Consider the following 19147-nt stretch of genomic DNA (forward strand, 5'->3'; position numbering starts at 1 on the left):
GGTCCGGGAACGAGTCGTTTCCGGACATACGGTGATTCGCTGAGTGCTCGACGCGAGCAATGCGCGCTCACGGAAAAATCGGCGTGGTGGGCTCGGCGCCTTCGAGATCGGCCTTCGGAAAATGCTGCGCGACCATCTGCTCGATCTCATGCTCGCGCGAGCCGGGGACGTCGGCCATGATCAGTATCTGGCCGTCGCGTATCGCGTCGCGGAAGCGTGCGAGTCGCGCGTTCGGTTCATCGACGCCGATCATCGCCGCCGTCCATGCGCCGAAACCCGCGCCCGCCAGCGTCAATCCGACGACAGCGCCGCCAGCAATCGCCAGCTCCGCCGGCGGAAAGACGAGCGCGACGAGTCCGAGCAGCGCGCCCGTCGCGCCGCCGAGCGCCACGCCGCGCTCAAGTGCATGCACGACGTCGCTGCTTTGCAGCAGGGATGCCTGAGGCAGTTGCTCGAGGGTAACGCTGTGATTCGCGAGAACGTGGATGTGGCGCCATGTGATGCGCGCCCGCAGCAGATCGTCTACGATCGCCCTCGCTGTCAGCGCGTCGGGTACGAGAAAATAAAGGCGTCTCATGTCGGCTCTCCGTCAAACTTGCGGTGATCCGCAACGGGATGATGCCGTTCATCGTACGCCTGTTACCGCCCGCCAGCGCATGCCCGCCCGTCAACGTCATGGCGCTCAGGCGGCACTGCGCAACGGCAGACGGGTTGCGCCGCAAACGTCAGCCGTGTCCTGTCACGAATTTTTTCGTCGCGTGATAGCCGTGCCTGGTTGCATCGGCGACCGAATGTCCCGCCGATTTCGCGCCGTGGCCAATTGCATGACCGGCAGACTTTGCGCCGTTGCCCACGGCGTGCACGGCATGGCCCACCGCGTGGCCCGTGTCCCGGCCCGCCGTCCTGGCGTCTTCCTTGAACTGGTGCGCGCCCGAAGCGAGGCTCGCATGCGCCAGCGGACTGGCGATGACCAGCGCGGCGACGATGATCGAAATTCTGGTCTTTTTCATGGCCCCAATTGTCCCACGCCAAATCATTGCGCACGGTATGGGACTGGTAAGCATTCGTCCTTGTTTGTATCGCGATGTTTCCGCTCGCGTCGCGCGAAAATATGCGTTCTGCCCGGCGCTTTCGCTGATGCGCGGTTGGTACTAGTCTAGAAGGCGGGTCCAAGGCGGACGGCATGTGCTGCGTATCAGCCACGTTCGTCCGTCTTCGACGCGTTCTCACGTCGTTCTGCCGCAACGGAGCGAGGTTCGCCATGCAATTGTCCGCCGTCAAGGTCGTCAAGCCCGAAGCGACCAACTTCATTCTCGGGCAAAGCCATTTCATCAAATCCGTCGAGGATATTCACGAGGCCCTGGTCGGCACCGTGCCCGGCATCAAGTTCGGCCTCGCGTTTTGCGAGGCATCCGGCAAGCGGCTCGTCCGGCGCTCGGGCACCGACGAAAGTCTCGTCGAGATGGCATGCCAGAATGCGACGAACGTCGGCGCGGGCCACAGCTTCTTCGTGTTTCTCGGCGACGGCTTTTTCCCCGTCAACGTGTTGAACACGATCAAGTCGGTGCCCGAGGTGTGCCGGATATTCTGCGCGACGGCGAATCCCGTCGAAGTGCTGATCGCGGAAACGGATCAGGGGCGCGGCATCGTCGGCGTGATCGACGGCTTTTCGCCCGTCGGCGTCGAGAGTGCAGACGATGTGCAATGGCGCAAGGATCTCTTGCGCACCATCGGATACAAGCTGTAGCGGCTGCGCGTTCGCAGACATCGTGCACGCATTGTGCACGCATCGCGCGCGCCGCCTCGCCAGCCGACCAGACATGGAACAACGACGACGCCTCGCGCCGGGCACGCTATGGCCGGCCATTCTTCGACAGACGGAACATGCGCTACGCTGCGGCGCGCTGCAACCGGTCGACACGCAACAGGCGGTGATCGAAAGCGGCGGCATCCGCTTTCTCGTGCGGCAGGTGTCGAGCCTGACGCGCAAGGAGCAGCAGCGCGCGCAGGCAGCAAAGGTTCAGACGGCGAAGCGCCCTTCCGTGAACCCGTTCCTGCCATACGACTCTGATCTGTTCGTCGCCGACATCTCCGACACGCATCTCGCGTTGCTCAACAAGTTCAACGTCATCGATCATCATCTGCTGATCGTCACGCGCGCGTTCGAGCGCCAGGAGGCGCTGCTCGATCTCGCCGACTTCGAAGCGCTGCTGGCGTGCATGGCCGGGTTCGAGGGCATCGGCTTTTACAACGCAGGCGCCGAAGCGGGCGCGAGCCAGCCGCACAAGCATCTGCAGATCGTGCCGCTGCCGCTCGGCGATGCCGGTCCGTCCGTCCCCATCGAGCCAATGCTCGCGACGGCTGTCATCGAAGGCCCGGCGGCACGCGTGCCGGGTCTGCCGTTTCGGCACGCGTTCGCGCGGTTCGAACCCGATGCGACGGCTTCCGCCGATGCCGCCAGGTTCGCGCTCTCCTGCTATCGCACACTGCTCGAAGCTGCGGGCGTCGGCGCAGTCGACATCGACGGCGAGCGCTGTCACGCGACGCCATACAACCTGCTCGTCACGCGCGAGTGGATGCTGCTCGTGCCGAGATCGGATGAGCGCGCCGAAGGCGTGTCGGTGAACGCGTTGGGATTCGCGGGATCGCTGTTCGTGCGCGACGCGGCGCAGATGGATGTGATCGAGCGGCTCGGCCCGATGACCGTTTTGCAACGCGTCGCGCTGCCTGCAAACGCGTCGCCGTGATGCGAGTGATGCGTGCCGATGCGAAGGAGGCGGACATGCTGAAGGTCGTCGCGATGAATCGGATCGCGGCTACGCTGCGCAAGATTCTCGAAGCCCGTAACGTACGCGTTGCCGCGTTCGCGCTCGCGTGCGTCGCGATCGTCTGCGCAGCACAGACGCCGCCCGCTTCGTTCGACAGCTTCGCCGTGCCGTCGGGCAGCGCGCCGCACGACGTCGCGCCGTCGCCGGACGGCACCGTGTGGTTCACCGCGCAGGCGCGAGGCTCGGCGGGACGGCTCGACCCGCGCAGCGGCAAGATCGACAGCATTGCGCTCGGCAGCGGATCGGCGCCGCATGGCGTGATCGTCGGACCGGACCAGGCGGCGTGGATCACGGATGGCGGCCAGAACGCGATCGTGCGTGTCGATTCGAAGACACTCGCCGTCACGCGTTTTCCGTTGCCCAAGGACCGGCCGAACGCCAACCTCAACACGGCCGTGTTCGACAAGCAGGGACATCTGTGGTTTACGGGGCAAAGCGGCATCTACGGCGAGCTCGATCCGAAGCGCGGCACGATGCGCGTGTTCGACGCGCCGGACGGTGCCGGCCCGTACGGCATCTGCGTGACGCCCGACGGCGGGCTGTATTTCGCGTCGCTCGCGGGCAGTTACCTCGGCCACATCGATCCCGCAACGGGCGCCGCGCAAGTCATCGAGCCGCCGACGCCGGATCAGGGCGCGCGCCGCGTCTGGTCCGATTCGCAAGGGCGCGTGTGGGTCAGCGAGTGGAACGCGGGAGGTGTCGGCATGTTCGATCCGTCGACGCAGCGCTGGCGCGAATGGCGTCTTCCCGGCGACAAACCGCATGCGTATGCGATCTTCGTCGATGATCACGATATCGTCTGGCTCAGCGAATGGAGCGCCAACGCACTCGTGCGCTTCGATCCGCACACCGAGCGGTTCGACGTGCTCCCACTGCCGCGCGACCACGCGAACGTGCGGCAGATGATGGGCCGTGCGGGCGAAGTGTGGCTGTCCGAATCCGCGACCGATCATCTCGTGCGCTACCCGTCGCGGGCTGCGAAAAACTAACAGACGACTGACGGGCGACTGGTGGACACGACCTCATCGGCGCACGCGCGCATCGTGTGCCATGCCGCGAGCAGCTTGTCTGCCAAAAACGGCCGCCGCCCCTACAATAGGCTTCGCCACACGATCTCGCGCGCGCCGCGTCGAGCGCGACCTACACAATCACATGACGAGTTCGCCGATATGAGACTCATGAGACTCCGATTTCTCGTTGCCTTTGTCTTTGCCGTCTTTGCGTTTTGCACGGGCGCATCGGCGCAGACCGTCGACAGTTCCGATCCGCAGGCGTTGATCAAGACGGTCACGCAGCAGGTGCTCGACGAAGTGCGCAAGGGCGCGATCGAGCCGACCGACATCCCGCGCATCATGGACATCGTGAACCGGGACATCCTGCCGTATATCGACTTCGAGCATACGACGCGGCTCGCGGTAGGCCGCTACTGGCGAACGGCGACGCCCGAGCAGCAGAAGCAGCTCGTTCAGCAGTTCCAGACGCTGTTGATTCACCTGTATTCGGGCGCGCTCGCGCAGCTTCGCCCGGACCAGCAGATCGAATATCCGCCGGTGCGTTTTTCGCCGACCGATACCGACACCGTCGTGCGCACGATCGCGATCACGAATGCGCAGCCCGTCGAGATCGATTACCGTCTGCGCAAGACCCCGCAAGGCTGGCGCGTGTATGACCTCAACGTGCTCGGCGCGTGGCTCGTGCAGACCTATCGGCAGCAGTTCGGCGAGACAATCCAGCAGAGCGGCGGCATCGATGGGCTGATCCGCTTTCTCACCGACCGCAACGAGCAACTCGCGTCGGGCAAGCAGTGAATCTGCAAGGCTCGACGACATGAATATGTTCGAGTACGTTCGAGCCTCGAATGCGAAGCGGTCGATCAAACGCCCGGCGCGTTGCGTTATCCCGCTGCGCCCAACAGCTTCACCAGTGCATCGAGCCCGTTCACTTCCCAGTCCGGCTTCTGGCCCATTTCGTCGAAGACCTTGCCGCCGCGGTTGACCCACGCCGTCGGAAAACCGAAATAACGCGCGCCCGTCGCGTCCCACGCATTCGACGACACGAACAGGATCTCCGTCCGGTTCAGCCCGAATGCGTGCTCCGCCAGTTCGTACGCACGATTGTCCGGCTTGTACACACGCACGGGATCGACGCTCAGCAGATGATCGAAGCTGTTGCGCAGCCCCGCATGGCCGACCACCGCGCCTATCGAATGCGGAGAGCCGTTCGACAGGATCGCCAGCTTCAGGCCGCGCTGTCGCAGTTCGCGCAATGCATCGGGCACTTCCGCGAACGGTTGCAGATGCAGATACGCATCGGACAGCGAGCGGCACGTTTCGTCATCCAGCGCGAGCCCGAGATGGCGGCTCGTATAGCGCAATGCTTCTTCCGTCACGTGCTCGAACGGGATATAGCGGTTCATCAGGCTGCGCAGCCACGTGTATTCAAGCTGCTTCTGCCGCCATACGTTGCTGATTTCCTGCCCGCGCCCGGGAAACTGCTCGTCGCATCGGCTGGCAACGGAGTGAACGTCGAACAGCGTGCCGTAGAGATCGAATGCAATCGCTTTGATGTGGTCCATGCCATGTCCTCCAGATAAACGTGAAGCCTTCCATCCGGGCCTTAACCCGCAGGCTTTAACCGGCAGGCTTTAACCCTTCGCTTCCTTCAATCGCGCGCGATGCGCCGCCACCTTCGCGCGATTGCCGCAGACCGCCATGCTGCACCAGCGGCGCGCGTGGCCTCGCGTGTGATCGGCGAAGAGCAGCGTGCATTTGGGTCCTTCGCACGCTTTCACGTGCGTGAAGTCCTCTTCGCTGACGAGCCTTGCGAGTGCTTCTGCGATCGGCATCAGTAACGACTCGGCCGATTGCCATTTGCGCGTCATGCGAAACGTCAGCGCCGTCGCCTCGTCCTGCCCGTTCGCGACGATCTGGCCATGCTGTTCATCGCGTGCGAGCAACTGGTTGAGCGGCTCCAGCTCGCGCAAGTCCTTGACAGCGAGCGAGCGCCCTTTTCTCTTCTGCACGTATCCCCTGAACCATTCGCGCAAACTGCGCGCCTTCGCGGCGACCTCGTCGAGTTCCGCGGACGTGGACTGCGCGCGTACGGCCGCCAGCACGTCAGCCGGCACCATGCCCGCCTGTTCGAGCCAGCCTAGCAGACCTTCGCCGTCGCTGATCCAGTCGACGGGCTCATCAACAGGGGTCGCAACCGAGTTCAGGAAGTCAAGGCCGGGCGCATCGGCCAGGAACATCGCCGGTATGAGGCGGTAATCCATTTGCGTGTCGGTTGTGTGTTGACGATGACTCAATCGTAACCGCTAAAAATCTTCTTGACAAGTTACACCCTCAATTCGTAACCTGTATATCAGCTTTTTAAAGGTTACACGGAGCGAGGCGAAACACCCCGATCCGGAGTCAGCAGAAACCCCAACCCTTACGGAGAGAACGCCATGCCCACGATTGCCCATCGCCATGCCGAGGTTGACGGCTTCAACGTGTTCTATCGGGAAGCCGGCCGCCCCGGCGCGCCGAAGTTGTTGCTGCTGCACGGCTTTCCGAGTTCGAGTCACATGTTTCGCGACCTGATTCCGCTACTCGCACAGCGCTTCCACATCGTCGCGCCCGATCTGCCGGGATTCGGCCAGTCGGATATGCCCGAGCGCAGCGCGTTCTCGTACACGTTCGACAACATCGCCAATGTGATCGACCGCTTCACCGAAGTAATCGGCTTCGGCCGCTACGCGGTGTACGTCTTCGATTACGGCGCGCCGACGGGCTTCCGTCTCGCGCTCAAGCACCCCGAGCGGATCACGGCGATCGTTTCGCAAAACGGCAACGCGTATGTGGAAGGACTGAGCGACGGCTGGAATCCGATTCGCGCGTACTGGCAGGACCCGTCGCAGGCGAACCGCGACGCGCTGCGCGCGCTGCTGACCAAAGAGACGACCGTCTGGCAATACACGCATGGCGTGCCCGACACCGCGTCGGTTTCGCCCGATGGCTACTCGCTCGACGACTACTACATGAGCCGCCCCGGCGCGCATGAAGTCCAGCTCGATCTGTTCGGCGACTATCGGAGCAACGTTGCGCTGTATCCGGCGTTCCAGCAGTACTTCCGCACGCATCAGCCGCCGTTCCTCGCCGTGTGGGGCAAGAACGATCCGTTCTTCCTGCCCGCCGGCGCCGAAGTGTTCAAGCGAGATATCCCCGGCGCGGACGTGCGCTTCTTCGACACCGGCCACTTCGCGCTCGAAACACATGCGCAAGAAATCGCCGCTGCCATTTCCGAATTCCTGATTCGCTGATTCGCGGACGCGCATCGTCTGCTTCATCACATTGCGTCGACTGACGCTGCATCTACCTTAGGAGAAACCTCATGCGTGCAATCGTGCTCGAAAAATTCGGCGGCCTCGATAGCCTCGTCTATACGGAACTGCCGGAACCGGAACCGCTGGAAGGCCACGTCGTCATCGAAATCAAGGCATTCGGCATCAATCACGCCGAGATGCACATGCGGCGCGGCGAGTGGGCCGAAGCCGCGAAGGTCAGCGGCATCGAATGCGTGGGCATCGTCAAATCGTGCCCGGGCGGCGAGTTTCCCGTCGGTGCGAAGGTCGCCGCGTTGATGGGTGGCCTCGGCCGCACGATCAATGGAAGCTACGCGGAATACACGCGCGCACCCGTCTCCAACGTCGCGCTGATCGAATCCGATCTGCCTTGGGCCGAACTCGCGGCGATTCCGGAAACGTATGCGACGGCATGGACGTGCCTGTTCCGCAACCTCGAAATCAGCAACGGACAGACGCTGGTGATTCGTGGCGCGACGTCGTCGTTTGGACAGGCGGCCGTCAATCTCGCCGTGAACGCGGGCGCAAATGTGATCGCGACGACGCGCAATCCGGCGCGTTTCGCGATGCTCGAAAAGCTGGGCGCATCGCGCGTCGAACTGGAAGGCCCCGATCTGTCGCAGCGCATCGCCGAAGCAAAGCACATCGACGCCGTGCTCGATCTCGTCGGCAACAGCACGATTCTCGATTCGCTCGCGATGTTGCGGCGAGGCGGCCGCGCGTGCCTCGCGGGCTGGCTCGGCGGCCTCGCGCCTATCGCCGATTTCAATCCGCTGCTGCAAATGGCGAGCGGCGTCTACCTGACGTTCTTCGGCAGCTTCGTGTTCGGCACGCCGGGCTTTCCGCTCTCTGACGTACCGCTGCAAGCGATCGCCGCCGATGTCTCGGCGGGCCGTCTCAGCGCGAAGCCGTCGCGCGTGTTCGGTTTCGATGAGATTCGCGAAGCACATCGCGTGATGGAAGCGAACGAAGCGGGCGGCAAGATGGTCGTCGTCCACTGACGCGCGATGATCGACGAAACCGGGAGACTGACATGTCCAGCAAAGTAGCGATCGTCACGGGTGCGAGCCAGGGCATCGGCCGTTCGACGGCGATCAGGCTCGCGCGCGATTTCGATGCGATCGCGCTCGTTGCGCGAAACCGCGAGAATCTGGAACAGACAGCGGGCGCCGTCAGGCAGACAGGCGCGCGGGCGCTCGCCATCGACATCGATCTGTCGTTACCCGAAGCGGCTCGACAGGTTGTCGACGCAACACTTGCGTCGTTCAAGCGGATCGACGCGTTGCTGAATATCGCGGGTGCCGTGCCGCAAATCGATGTGTTCGACATGACCGATGACGAATGGGATCGCGGCCTCGCGTTGAAGCTGCATGGCGCGCGGCGTCTGACCGTCGCGGCCTGGCCGTCGCTGAAGGAAACGTCAGGGTCCGTCGTGATGATGTCCGGCAACTCGGCACTTTTTCCGAAGGCGCCGTATGCGGCCGTCGGCACGATCAACGCGGCGATCATCGCGCTCGCCAAAGCGTTTTCGGATCGCGGCATCGCCGATGGCGTCCAGGTCAACAGCGTGCTGCCCGGACCCGTGATGACGGGACGCCGCCGTTCGTATCTCAAGCACTGGGCGTCGCTGCATGAGATGACAGTCGAAGAAGCGACGGCGAAGTTTCCGATGGAAGCGGGCATCGCGCGGTATGGCACGCCGGAGGAAATCGCCGAGCTGATGGCGTTCATCGTATCGCCGGGCGCGCGGTGGATGACGGGCACGACGCTGCGGATGGATGGAGGAGAAGTGAAATCGATCTAAACGCTGAAGACCGGCAACGCGTTGTGCGTGTGCCGGCCTTTTCTAAGGCAAGCGACAAGCCGCATCAACCGAACGCGAATGCACGCGCGATCATCGTTATACCCATCGCCACGACGACCACGCCGATCGCTCGCGCAACCCGCTCGCCTGCGGGTGCGAGACGTTCGGCGGTGATGGCTGCCGTCACGAAGGCCATCGCGTATAGATTCATGATGCCGTCGATCAACAGCACAGCCGTCAGGCCGGCGCAGCAATAGCAGCAGTGCACGCCGAGGCGAAGGCCATGCAGCCAGGCCGCGCGGGCGTCGGTTCGCGACGCGCAGCCGCTCACAGATGTATAACGGCAGCACGCAAGATAACGCGCCTTCCACGCACTGAACTGCACCACGCCTGCGATGAGAACAGCCACACCCGCCGCGACGGGAACCGCACGCGCGAGCGCCGGGAAGTGCAGCGCGAGCGCCGTCGTCGCTGCGCCGAGCGCAAACACGGCCACGCCCACCACCGTCCAGACGAAGAAGTAGCCGACGCTCACGAGCGCCGTCAACGGTGCGACGCGTCTACCGTCCCGTCCGTTCCTTCCGTCTGTCAGGCCGACCGCCTCGTGATAGCGCCACAGCACGGGCGCGAGAGACGGCAGCATCATCGCGATCATCATCACGAGCCACATGCCGACAAACGACGCCGCGGCGCGCGGCCATTTCTGCCCGCACATCGGGACCCATGTCATCGACAGGGACCAGCCGCCCGGCATCGGCATTTCGCCCATCGCCGACATCGACGTGCACCAGACGATCGTCGATGCCGCGCAGACAGCGAAGAAGACCGCAACGATGGCGAAAAAGGTCCACCGCGAGGGCCGCCGCGAATCCCACGACGAATTACGCGAAGAATCCCGCGACGAAGCCACCCGCCGCGAAACGTCGCGCCCGATGGCAGCGCCGATGGCGTCCACGATGAGCCTCAGCGCTGCGCGTATTCGTCGTGACGACGCCACCAGATGCCCTGCTCGTTGCGCCCTCGCGGCGCGCGATCGAGCCACTGGTATACGCCCCACAGACCGTCGAGACCGCGCGCATACGTCGAATACGTGTGATACACGACGCCGTCCTCGATGACGAACGTGCTCATGCCCGGCCGGTCGCGCGAGTAAGTCGGCGCGTCGGTGCCGCATATGGCCGCGAACTGGACGACGGGTTCCGGAGCAGGCTCGACGTCCATTGCATGTCCGCCGCGCTCGAAGTTGTATTCGACGGTGCCGGCGCGCTGCTGCTCCGCGGTGAACGACACGTTGAAGTCGAAGTTGAAGTCGCTGCCGCTCGCCGACGCCCACGGAAACGTCCAGCCCATCCGCTTCCTGTACGCTTGCAGCCTGGCGAGCGGCGCACGTGAAACAGCCGTCAGCATCACATCGTGATTCGCCAGATGGACGGCGAAGCCGTTGAAGCCGTCCGCGATCGACGAGCACGACGGACAGCCCGCCGTATAGTCCGGCCCGAACATGAAGTGGTAGACGAGCAGTTGCGAGCGTCCTTTGAACAGCTCCGCGAGCGTAGCGCGCCCGTCATCCGTGTCGAACGTGTACGTCTTGTCGACGCGGACCCAGGGCAGCGCCTGACGTTGCCGCGCCAGCTCGTCGCTGCGCCGCGTCAGCGCCTTTTCCGCCTCCAGCAGTTCGAGCCGTGCCGCCAGCCATTGCTGGCGTGTACCTGTTGCATGAGTGGTCATCGTGGGTTCCTCCGTTGAATGTCGTGCGCCGATCGATGCTTCGCCGATGCGGCGTGTTCGTGAATCGACGTGTGCTAGATTAGGACCGCCCATCGGATGGATGGGAGTGACAAATGTGACGGGATTCGGATGGACTCACTCATCGACGCCGCGGCGCGCGCGCTCGCGGCAGGTGATCCCCTCGGCGCGCTGAACCGCGTCGCGTTGCGCGACGACGCACCGGCGCTCGCGTTGCGCGGCATCGCGATGGCGCAGCTCGGCGATCTCGTTCGCGCGAAGGCGCTCGTGCGAAGCGCGGCGCGCGCCTTCGGTCCCAAAGAGGCCGTCGCCCGCGCGCGATGCATCGTCGCCGAGGCGGAAATCGCACTTGCTTCGCGCGACCTCGGCTGGCCTGCGAAGTCGCTCGACGCCGCGCGCGCGACCCTCGAAGCGCACGGCGATCATCTCAACGCGGCGCATGCGCGGTATCTGGAAGTCAGGCGCTTGCTGCTGATCGGCCGTCTCGACGAGGCCGAGCGCCTGCTCGACGGATTCGATCCCGCGCCCTTCCCGCCCGCGTCGAGCGCCGCGCACGAGCTGATCGTGGCCGGCATCGCGATGCGCCGGCTGCGCACGAAGACGGCACGCGCCGCGCTCGCTCGCGCCGGGCGCGCCGCGCGTCACGCGGGCATTCCGGGGCTCACGGCAGAAGTCGAAAGCGCAGCGCGTCTGCTGGACTCGCCTGCTGCGCGGCTCATTGCGCGTGGCGAAGAGCGGCTCCTGCTGCTCGACGAAGTGGAGACGCTGATGGCGTCGAAAGCGCTCGTCGTCGATGCATGCAGGAACGTCGTGCGCGATTCGGGCAGCGTCGTCGCGCTCGCGACGCGTCCCGTGCTGTTCAATCTGGTTCGCGTGCTCGCCGAAGCCTGGCCCGCCGACGTGCCGCGCGACACGCTCATTGCCCGCGCATTCCGCATGAAGCACGCCGACGAGTCGCATCGCGCGCGCCTGCGCGTCGAGATGGGACGGCTGCGCACGATGCTCGGCGCGCTCGCCGCTGTGACGGCGACGCCGCGCGGCTTTGCGCTCGTGCCGCGGCGCGCGCCCGAAGTCGTCGTGCTGGCGCGGCCCGTCGAAGAAGAGCACGCGGCGATGCTCGCCTTTCTCGCCGATGGCGAATCGTGGTCGAGCTCGGCGCTCGCGCTTGCGCTCGGCGCGAGCCAGCGCACGGTGCAGCGCGCGCTCGATTCACTTGCGGCGGACGGCAAGGTGCAGTCGTTCGGACGCGGGCGCGCCCGCCGCTGGATGACGCCGCCGATGCCCGGATTCGCGACGGCGTTGTTACTCCCCACGCCGCTCCCCATCGACTAGGATGAGATGGCTCGACTGTTCACCGACCACTTTCACTTCTTCACCGACCAGGATGGCAGCATGAATCGATCAGCCGCTGAAATCGTGCGTGAATATGGACCCTTTCCGGGCGTCGACAGCGTGCATGGCGTCACGTATGACGGCCAGAACGTGTGGTTCGCCGCCGGCGATACGCTGCAGGTGCTGGACCCCGAAAGCGGACAGACGACGCGCTCGATCGGCGTCGACGCGGACGCGGGAACGGCGTTCGACGGCCAGCACCTGTTTCAGATCGCCAACGACCGCATCCAGAAGGTCGATCCGCAGACGGGCCATGTGCTCGCGACAATTCCTGCGCCCGCCGGCAGCAACTCGGGGCTCGCGTGGGCTGAGGGATCGCTGTGGGTCGGGCAGTATCGCGAGCGCAAGATCCATCAGGTCGATCCGCAGACGGGTGCGATTCTTCGCACCATCGAATCGAAGCGCTTCGTCACGGGCGTGACGTGGGTCGATGGAGAACTGTGGCACGGTACGTGGGAAGGCGACGAGAGCGATTTGCGGCACGTCGATCCGCGCACGGGCGAAGTGCTCGAAATGGTCGAGATGCCGGAAGGCATGATGGTGTCGGGGCTCGAATCCGATGGCGCCGATCGGTTTTTCTGCGGCGGCGGGGACAGCGGGAAATTGCGTGCCGTCCGGCGGCCGAAGCGCGAAAGCGATGCTGGAGGTACGGTCGGCACGGCGAGGGGGTGAAGGGTGGGTGGAGCGCGCGTCAAAATAAATGTGACGAGGATCTCTCCTTTACATCATGCCTTTTATTAGATCGCGCGAACGTACGGACTCGTCCGTAGACCGCGCCAGCACATTGCAACGATCTGTAAGCCAGCGCTTCGCTATCGCAAGGCGCTCAACCCTCCGCACAACACCCTCGAAACAGCATTTACAGACGATTACACATTCGCGACACCATACTGGACGGCCGCTCATACAATCCGTTGCATCCGAAACGGCATCAGGGAGACAGCAATGATTCGATCGAAAACAGCCGCCGCCGCTGCGGCGTTGTTCCTGGCCTGCGCGTCCATGCCTGCATTTGCGCAGGGCGGAGGCAATGGTGGTGGCAACGGTGGAGGCAATGGTGGTGGCAATGGCGGTGGAAACGGTGGCGGCCACGGCGCCGGCATCGGAGCCGGGATGGGCCACGCGGGCGGCGTGTCGGCGAGCCACATGAGCGCCAAGGGGCTCGCCAATACCAACGGTCACGTCGCGGCCGACCGCGACAAGGGACACGACCGGGCCACCGATCGCGCGAGCATTCACTCGCAAACGCACATCGGCCAGCACGTCAATCGCGGCAATCATACGGCGACGGGACGCACGGCGACACGCACGTAGTTCGACGTAGTACAGGGGCTTCACGGCGGCCGTTCCCGTCCGGCCGCCGATGATGGATGACACCCCACTGCAAGCCTGATCGGTTTCGCTTGCTCTTCAAACTTGCGTCCGCGCGATCGAAGCCGAGGTCGACGCCGAGATCGACACCGCGCTCACCCCCGCTCCACCTTCTCCACTCGCTTCGCACTGCGCGCACGCTGCGCAGTCGCCGACGACAGCGGCTGCATCAACTTCGCATACTCCTGCTCGAGAAACGGCTCCGCATGTTCGAGCAGAAAGCGCCGAAACATCACGCACGTCGGCGACAGTTGCTTCGAGCTCAGATGCACAATCTGCCACGTGCGCTCGACAGGCGTGCCGTTCACGTCGAGCAGCGCGATCTCGCCCGTACGCAGTTCGAGCGCGAGCGTATGCAGCGAAATGAGGCTCACGCCCATGCCCGCCATCACGGCCTGCTTGATTGTTTCGTTGCTGCCGAGCGTCACGCAGCGCGCCGGTGTGAACAGATGCTGCCGGAACGTATGCTCGGCAACGGCGCGCGTGCCCGAACCCGGCTCGCGCAGCAGAAACGTATCGCCCGCCAACTCCTGCAAATCGAAACGGCGCGCGTGACGCAACGGATGCGTGACGGGCGCGATGATCACATGCGGATGGTACGCAAGCGGCTCGGCTGTCGTGCCCAGTTCCGGCGGCGGCCGGCCCATGATCGCGAGATCGGTTGCGTTGTCCTGCAGCAGCCTCAGCAGCGTTTCGCGATTGCCGACGGAAAAATGCACGTCGACCTTCGGAAACTGCTTCGAATACAGCGCCAGCAGCTTCGGCGCGAAGTAGGTCGCGGAACTGACGATGCTCACCGCGATCGTGCCGCTATCGGCTTGCGCGAGCGAGGACATCGTGTCTTCGGCGTCCTTGATCTCGCCGAGAATGCGGCTCGCGTGATGTGACAGACGCTCGCCCGCTTCCGTCAGCGTCAGCCGCCGCGCGATGCGCTCGAAGAGCGGCATGCCGACCGCCTCTTCCAGTTGCCGTATCTGCATCGACACTGCGGGCTGCGTCAGATGCAACTCTTCCGCCGCGCGCGCGAAGCTCGGCAGACGGCTTGCGATCACGAAGATCTGCAGTTGCCTGAGCGTCAGCGAGCGGATCAGATTCATGATGCGTTTTCCCAAACGCGTTTCGACGGGCAGCGAGCACGCCGCCCGTCATGTCACGCGGCGTCCATCCAACACTCAGCGAAAATCAGCGGCTCGCACGCGGCGCGTTGGAGGGCGTCTTCGGTGTCGAAGGCGCGCCGCGCGCGGGTGGCGACAGCTTGCGCACCGACGTCTCGAAGCTCACCGATTCCGTCTTCACGGGATGCGTGAAATCGCCGTTGTCGCCGGGCACCTCGGTGAGCAGCAATGACACGCCGCCAGGCACGCCATCGGCGAGAACGAACGTGTAGCGCTTGCTCGTGTACTTCGGAAAGCGCGCCGCGTTCGGATCGTTCAGATACGGTTGAATCACGATCTTGCGCGCCTTCACCGGCTTGCCGTCCACTTGCGCCGTCGCATCCGTGATGGGCGGCCCCGCCGCGAGTGCGAGCCGAACGCGCTGCTGGAAGTAGCGGCGCTGTCCGCCCGTCAACTGCTCCATCTCCGCGATGTCGCGTTCGAGAAAATACAGAATGATCGGGTTGCACGGCAGATCGCCGGGCACGGTCACCTTGCCGCTCGCATCGCTGACCGTCGCGTCGCTCTTCGCGTTGTCGTCACTCGCGACGAGCACGCGAACCCGGTCCGTCGACTTCTCGGGCGGCGCCGATACGACGAGCGAATAGTCGAGCTCAGTCTGCGACGCGACGCCGTGCAGATGCGGCGTGAGAAACAGCAGCTTTTCGGCGGGCGCGATGGGTGTCGTATCGGCGGCGAGCGCGGCTTGCGGCATCACCAATGAAACGGCCAACGACGCACTCGTCGACACACCCAGCGGCGCCGCGACCGCCGCCATTGCCGCCGTCGCAACAGCGCCACGCACGGCAAGCGCACGCGCAACCCCGCGTGCGCATCCTGCCCGCTTGCGCGTCATTTCGGCGAGTCCGTTGCGACGGGCGCGCTTGCCAGCGGCAGCAGCGGCACATCGTAGCTGGTCAGTATCTGGTCGATATTGCCCTGATGCGTGGCGATCCACTGGTCGATCTTGTCGTGCCATGCCTTCTCGCCGTTACGCACGCCCATCGAGATTTCATAGTCGAAGCGGATGCCCGGCTGCGGCGGGAACGGCACGAGCTTCACGCGATCGCTCGCCTGCTTCGTGAAATAGCCCGCAATCGGCCCCCAGACGAACACCACGTCGACATTGCCCTGCGCCAGGTCGCGCTGGATCATCTCGCCGGGAAACTCGTTCGGGTCGCCGCTTTGCGCGCGATACGACACAGCCTGGTCGATCAGATTGTTCGACAGCAGCCAGTCGACGGCAGGCGTCTGCGTGAAGATGCCGAGCTTCAACTTCTTCAGCTGATCGGGTGGCAGCTTCAGCAGATCGGTTGGCGTGTTGATGTTCGCGAACTCGGGGCGCTTCTGGAACACCATCGCATACGTCGAGTGCAGCCAGGGCCGCGTGGTCGCCGTCATGTCGTAGCCGTGCGGCACGCCGATCACGAGGTCGCATCTGAACTGCTCGGTGTTGGGCAGCTTCTCGCGCAGCGTATGCCGCACGAAGCCCATGCGCTGCGGGAAATACGTGTATTCGAGCTTGTAGCCGAAGTCTTTGGCCATCGCGGCCGCGATCTTGTTCTCGTAGCCCTCGCCCTTCTGGTTCGAGAGCGGCATGTTGTTCGGATCGGCGCACACGCGCAACACCTTGTCGGCGCCATCGTTGTTCGGCAGGTTCGGCGCGGGCGCACCCTGCGCGCGAGCGGCTGGCCCGCCGACACAGGCCCAGCACACCGTCAGCATGGCACATGCAACATGGACGGCTAAACGTCTGCGATCGGACATGGAGGTCTCCCGGGTTTGCGTCATGCGATGCTCGGCATACGGTCACTCACGTAAGCGCGTCACGAAGAATCACATGACGTCATGAAGCTCATTTTGCATCGATCGCCTGCAGATCGCCCGGTTTGATCTTGCCGTCGGAGCGGCCCTTCAGGTACGCGTAGAGGTTTTCCCAGTTCTTCTGCATCATCGAACTCGAACTGAAGTCGGGCATGCCCTTGTCGACACGTCCGCCGAATACGGTACGGTGAAATTCATTCTTGTCGAGTGTCTTGAACGCATCGATCAGCGACGGGCCCACGAGGCCCTCCTGCTTCGCGCCATGACAGCGCTCGCAGGCAAGCGCACGCCACGTCTTCCAGCCCAGCAATGTATTGTTGTCGACCTTGTCGCCATCGACGACCTTGTAGGCGACCTGCTGGACCTGAGGCGCACCCGACGACTGCCCCCAGCTATTGGTCATAACGACAGGTAATGCGCCCAATCCCAGCAACGTACCTGCAAGCGACAGCACAACACGGCCTTTCATACGTTCGTCTCCCTTACTCTGGTCTCACGCAACGTCGTTCGTTGCGTGTTTTCGATTGAACCTGCTCTTCGACTGCAAGGTGGCCGCCGTGCGGCGCGTCTGCGTTCGACGCGCCGCCGGCGCCCTCGAGTCTTGATCGGAGCCGAAGACCGCATGCGGGCATCTTCGGCTACGTCACTGCTGCTGCGGAACTGCTTCAGGGTCAGCGCTGATCAACCCTTTTCGCCTGGAATCGCGAACACGAACAGCGTGCCGCCGAGCGCCGTGTACTTCGCCAGTTCACGGTAGCCGCCGACAGCGCCCAGGCCTTCCGTCGACTTCTGCAGGCCGGCTGCCATGCCGATGCCCGCCCAGCCGCCGATGCCCGAGTACACGCCGATGTACTGCTTGCCCTGATACTGATACGTGAACACGTTGCCGATGATTCCCGACGGCGTCTTGAACTTCCACAGCTCCTTGCCGTCCTTGATCCGGACTGCCTTGATGTAGCCTTCCAGCGTGCCGTAGAAGGCGATGCCACCCGCCGTCGCCAGCGCGCCCGACCACACCGAGAACCGTTCCGGCTTCGACCAGACGATCTTGCCCTTCGACGCATCCCACGCGATGAAATTGCCCATCGCACCGTTTTCGTTAGGACCGGGATACATCGACAGCGTTGCGCCAACGTACGGTTGTCCCGACACGTAATCGACGTCGAATGGCTCATAGTCCATGCACACGTGATTCGTCGGCACGAGGAACAGACTCGACGACGGATCGAATGCCGCCGGCTGCTCGTCCTTCGAACCCAGCGCGGCCGGGCAGATGCCCTTCACGTTGTGATCGGGGCCCGCTTTCTGCGTCGAATAGGCTGCGTTGCGGATGGGCAGACCGCTCTTCAGGTCGACGCTATCCGCCCAGTTCACGGCCGGGTCGTACTTCTGCGCAACCAGCAGCTCGCCTGTCTCGCGATTAAGCGTGTAGCCGAAGCCGTTGCGGTCGAAGTGCACGATCGCGGGCGTCTTCTTGCCGTTCACAGCAATGTCCGCGAGGATCATCTCGTTGACGCCGTCATAGTCCCACTCGTCGTGCGGCGTCATCTGATAGACCCACTTCGCCTTGCCCGTGTTCAGGTCACGCGCGAAGATCGACATCGACCACTTGTTGTCGCCGGGACGCTGCGTCGGATTCCACGTGCCCGGATTGCCCGTGCCGTAGTAGACGAGATTCAGCTTCGGGTCCCACGCGTACCAGCCCCACGTGGTGCCGCCGCCGAGCTTCCACTGATCGCCCTTCCAGCTCTTGATCGACGAGTCCGCGCCCACCGGCTGCAACTTGCCGTCGGCCCAGGTCATCGTCTGCTGCGGATCGAGCAGCATCTCGTTGTCGGGGCCGGTGCTGTAGGCCATCCACGCCTGCTTGCCCGTCTTGATGTCGTAGGCGATCAGACGCCCGCGCACGCCGAACTCGCCGCCGGAGATGCCCGTCAACACCTTGTCGCCGAATACGTGCGGCGCGTTGGTGTTGGTTTCACCCGCCTTCGGATTGCCGTTCTGTGCTTTCCAGACGACCTCGCCCGTCTTCGCGTTCAGCGCGACGAGCGTCGTATCCGCCTGTTGCAGGAAGATCTTGCCGTCGCCGTACGCGAGCCCGCGGTTGACGGTATCGCAGCACATCACGGAGATCACGGCCGTGTCCTGCTTCGGCTCGTACTGCCACAGGAAGGTCTGATCCTTCAGGCTGATCGCGATGACCTTGTTGGGGAACGGTGAGTGGATATACATCGTGTCGCCGATCACGAGAGGCGAGCCTTCGTGACCGCGCAGCACACCCGTCGACATCGTCCAGGCGACCTGGAGTTTGCCGACATTGCTTTCGTTGATCTGCTTGAGCGGGCTGTACCGGTGATTCGCATAGTCACCTGCCTGCGACGCCCAATTCGAGGGGTTCTTGAGCAGCGAGTCCAGTTGCGGATCGGCATAAGCCAGGAACGAGTTCAGCGCCGTCGCAACCAACACCGCCAGTCCGAGAACCAGGGTGCGTACGTTCATGTCTCCTCCAGAATGATGTACTGGTTAAACCGTCCAGTTACCGTTGACACGCTACCGGGTCGCTCCAGCCGCGCCGCTGGATGCAGGTAACGCCTTGTGCTGGGCCGGGTCCATTGCTCGGCTCATGCGTATGACGGCGGATCGCATATTCCATGCCGGTCGCTTTCGCACGCTGCCACGTGGG

21 protein-coding genes are annotated in these 19147 nt (G+C 64.0%); 10 read left to right on the top strand and 11 right to left on the bottom strand.

Annotated elements, in window-relative coordinates; translation table 11 throughout:
- Positions 1 to 67 precede the first annotated feature (67 nt).
- Together GCT13_RS25780 and GCT13_RS25785 are read right to left on the bottom strand one after the other, a co-directional pair.
- Positions 68 to 577, bottom strand: a complete 510-nt coding sequence (locus GCT13_RS25780; RefSeq protein ID WP_152762930.1) for a DUF1269 domain-containing protein — start codon at positions 575 to 577, stop codon at positions 68 to 70.
- 148 nt (positions 578 to 725) lie between these two features.
- On the bottom strand, positions 726 to 1010 hold the full coding sequence (locus GCT13_RS25785; protein WP_152762932.1) for a hypothetical protein: 285 nt from the start codon (positions 1008 to 1010) through the stop codon (positions 726 to 728).
- A 251-nt stretch (positions 1011 to 1261) separates the two neighbouring features.
- Between GCT13_RS25785 and GCT13_RS25790 the strand changes: the two genes are divergently transcribed.
- The 4 genes from GCT13_RS25790 to GCT13_RS25805 all read left to right on the top strand — a co-directional run bounded on the left by GCT13_RS25790 (position 1262) and on the right by GCT13_RS25805 (position 4636).
- The gene (locus GCT13_RS25790; protein WP_152762934.1) at positions 1262 to 1747 is read left to right on the top strand and encodes an adenosine-specific kinase; all 486 of its coding nucleotides are present in this window, start codon (positions 1262 to 1264) and stop codon (positions 1745 to 1747) included.
- Positions 1748 to 1820: 73 nt separating this feature from the next.
- A complete protein-coding gene (locus GCT13_RS25795; protein WP_152762936.1) occupies positions 1821 to 2747 on the top strand; it encodes an ATP adenylyltransferase family protein in 927 nt (308 codons plus the stop codon).
- Positions 2748 to 2782: 35 nt separating this feature from the next.
- Entirely contained in the window at positions 2783 to 3817 is a 1035-nt protein-coding gene (locus GCT13_RS25800; protein WP_152762938.1) for a Vgb family protein, read from the top strand.
- Between the two features lie 189 nt (positions 3818 to 4006).
- On the top strand, positions 4007 to 4636 hold the full coding sequence (locus GCT13_RS25805; protein ID WP_152762940.1) for an MlaC/ttg2D family ABC transporter substrate-binding protein: 630 nt from the start codon (positions 4007 to 4009) through the stop codon (positions 4634 to 4636).
- 86 nt (positions 4637 to 4722) lie between these two features.
- Here GCT13_RS25805 and GCT13_RS25810 read toward each other — a convergent pair whose 3' ends face one another.
- Entirely contained in the window at positions 4723 to 5403 is a 681-nt protein-coding gene (locus GCT13_RS25810) for a haloacid dehalogenase type II (protein WP_152762942.1), read from the bottom strand.
- Between the two features lie 69 nt (positions 5404 to 5472).
- Positions 5473 to 6102 (bottom strand): CGNR zinc finger domain-containing protein, encoded by a 630-nt coding sequence (locus GCT13_RS25815; protein ID WP_152762944.1) that lies wholly within the window; start codon positions 6100 to 6102, stop codon positions 5473 to 5475.
- A 174-nt stretch (positions 6103 to 6276) separates the two neighbouring features.
- Here GCT13_RS25815 and GCT13_RS25820 point away from each other — a divergent pair, with 174 nt between their 5' ends.
- The 3 genes from GCT13_RS25820 to GCT13_RS25830 all read left to right on the top strand — a co-directional run bounded on the left by GCT13_RS25820 (position 6277) and on the right by GCT13_RS25830 (position 8977).
- Positions 6277 to 7131 carry an alpha/beta fold hydrolase gene (locus tag GCT13_RS25820; RefSeq protein WP_152762946.1) on the top strand — a complete coding sequence of 285 codons (855 nt, stop codon included), beginning with the start codon at positions 6277 to 6279 and terminating at the stop codon, positions 7129 to 7131.
- A 71-nt stretch (positions 7132 to 7202) separates the two neighbouring features.
- A complete protein-coding gene (locus GCT13_RS25825; RefSeq protein WP_152762948.1) occupies positions 7203 to 8174 on the top strand; it encodes a zinc-binding alcohol dehydrogenase family protein in 972 nt (323 codons plus the stop codon).
- A gap of 32 nt (positions 8175 to 8206) precedes the next feature.
- Positions 8207 to 8977: an SDR family oxidoreductase gene (locus GCT13_RS25830; RefSeq protein WP_152762950.1), complete on the top strand. Its 771-nt coding sequence runs from the start codon at positions 8207 to 8209 to the stop codon at positions 8975 to 8977.
- Positions 8978 to 9041: 64 nt separating this feature from the next.
- Here GCT13_RS25830 and GCT13_RS25835 read toward each other — a convergent pair whose 3' ends face one another.
- Entirely contained in the window at positions 9042 to 9755 is a 714-nt protein-coding gene (locus GCT13_RS25835) for a DUF2182 domain-containing protein (RefSeq protein WP_152762952.1), read from the bottom strand.
- A 185-nt stretch (positions 9756 to 9940) separates the two neighbouring features.
- Positions 9941 to 10705 carry a DUF899 domain-containing protein gene (locus tag GCT13_RS25840; RefSeq protein ID WP_152762954.1) on the bottom strand — a complete coding sequence of 255 codons (765 nt, stop codon included), beginning with the start codon at positions 10703 to 10705 and terminating at the stop codon, positions 9941 to 9943.
- Positions 10706 to 10834: 129 nt separating this feature from the next.
- Here GCT13_RS25840 and GCT13_RS25845 point away from each other — a divergent pair, with 129 nt between their 5' ends.
- The 3 genes from GCT13_RS25845 to GCT13_RS25855 all read left to right on the top strand — a co-directional run bounded on the left by GCT13_RS25845 (position 10835) and on the right by GCT13_RS25855 (position 13429).
- Positions 10835 to 12055, top strand: coding sequence for a helix-turn-helix domain-containing protein (locus tag GCT13_RS25845; protein WP_152762956.1), 1221 nt, complete (start codon positions 10835 to 10837; stop codon positions 12053 to 12055).
- A 60-nt stretch (positions 12056 to 12115) separates the two neighbouring features.
- Positions 12116 to 12787: a Vgb family protein gene (locus GCT13_RS25850; protein ID WP_152762959.1), complete on the top strand. Its 672-nt coding sequence runs from the start codon at positions 12116 to 12118 to the stop codon at positions 12785 to 12787.
- A 273-nt stretch (positions 12788 to 13060) separates the two neighbouring features.
- Positions 13061 to 13429: a hypothetical protein gene (locus tag GCT13_RS25855; RefSeq protein WP_152762961.1), complete on the top strand. Its 369-nt coding sequence runs from the start codon at positions 13061 to 13063 to the stop codon at positions 13427 to 13429.
- 152 nt (positions 13430 to 13581) lie between these two features.
- On the opposite strand, the gene GCT13_RS25860 is transcribed toward GCT13_RS25855, so the two are convergent.
- The 5 genes from GCT13_RS25860 to GCT13_RS25880 all read right to left on the bottom strand — a co-directional run bounded on the left by GCT13_RS25860 (position 13582) and on the right by GCT13_RS25880 (position 18963).
- The gene (locus tag GCT13_RS25860) at positions 13582 to 14583 is read right to left on the bottom strand and encodes a LysR family transcriptional regulator (RefSeq protein ID WP_152762963.1); all 1002 of its coding nucleotides are present in this window, start codon (positions 14581 to 14583) and stop codon (positions 13582 to 13584) included.
- Positions 14584 to 14668: 85 nt separating this feature from the next.
- Entirely contained in the window at positions 14669 to 15496 is an 828-nt protein-coding gene (locus GCT13_RS25865; protein ID WP_152762965.1) for a hypothetical protein, read from the bottom strand.
- Positions 15493 to 16407 carry a substrate-binding domain-containing protein gene (locus tag GCT13_RS25870; RefSeq protein WP_152762967.1) on the bottom strand — a complete coding sequence of 305 codons (915 nt, stop codon included), beginning with the start codon at positions 16405 to 16407 and terminating at the stop codon, positions 15493 to 15495. Before GCT13_RS25870 ends, GCT13_RS25865 begins: the two co-directional genes overlap by 4 nt.
- 88 nt (positions 16408 to 16495) lie before the next feature.
- The gene (locus GCT13_RS25875) at positions 16496 to 16933 is read right to left on the bottom strand and encodes a c-type cytochrome (protein WP_090870416.1); all 438 of its coding nucleotides are present in this window, start codon (positions 16931 to 16933) and stop codon (positions 16496 to 16498) included.
- 212 nt (positions 16934 to 17145) lie between these two features.
- Positions 17146 to 18963 (bottom strand): methanol/ethanol family PQQ-dependent dehydrogenase, encoded by a 1818-nt coding sequence (locus GCT13_RS25880; protein ID WP_152762969.1) that lies wholly within the window; start codon positions 18961 to 18963, stop codon positions 17146 to 17148.
- Positions 18964 to 19147 lie beyond the last annotated feature (184 nt).

This window comes from Paraburkholderia franconis (genome assembly GCF_009362735.1).
GTDB lineage: Bacteria > Pseudomonadota > Gammaproteobacteria > Burkholderiales > Burkholderiaceae > Paraburkholderia > Paraburkholderia franconis.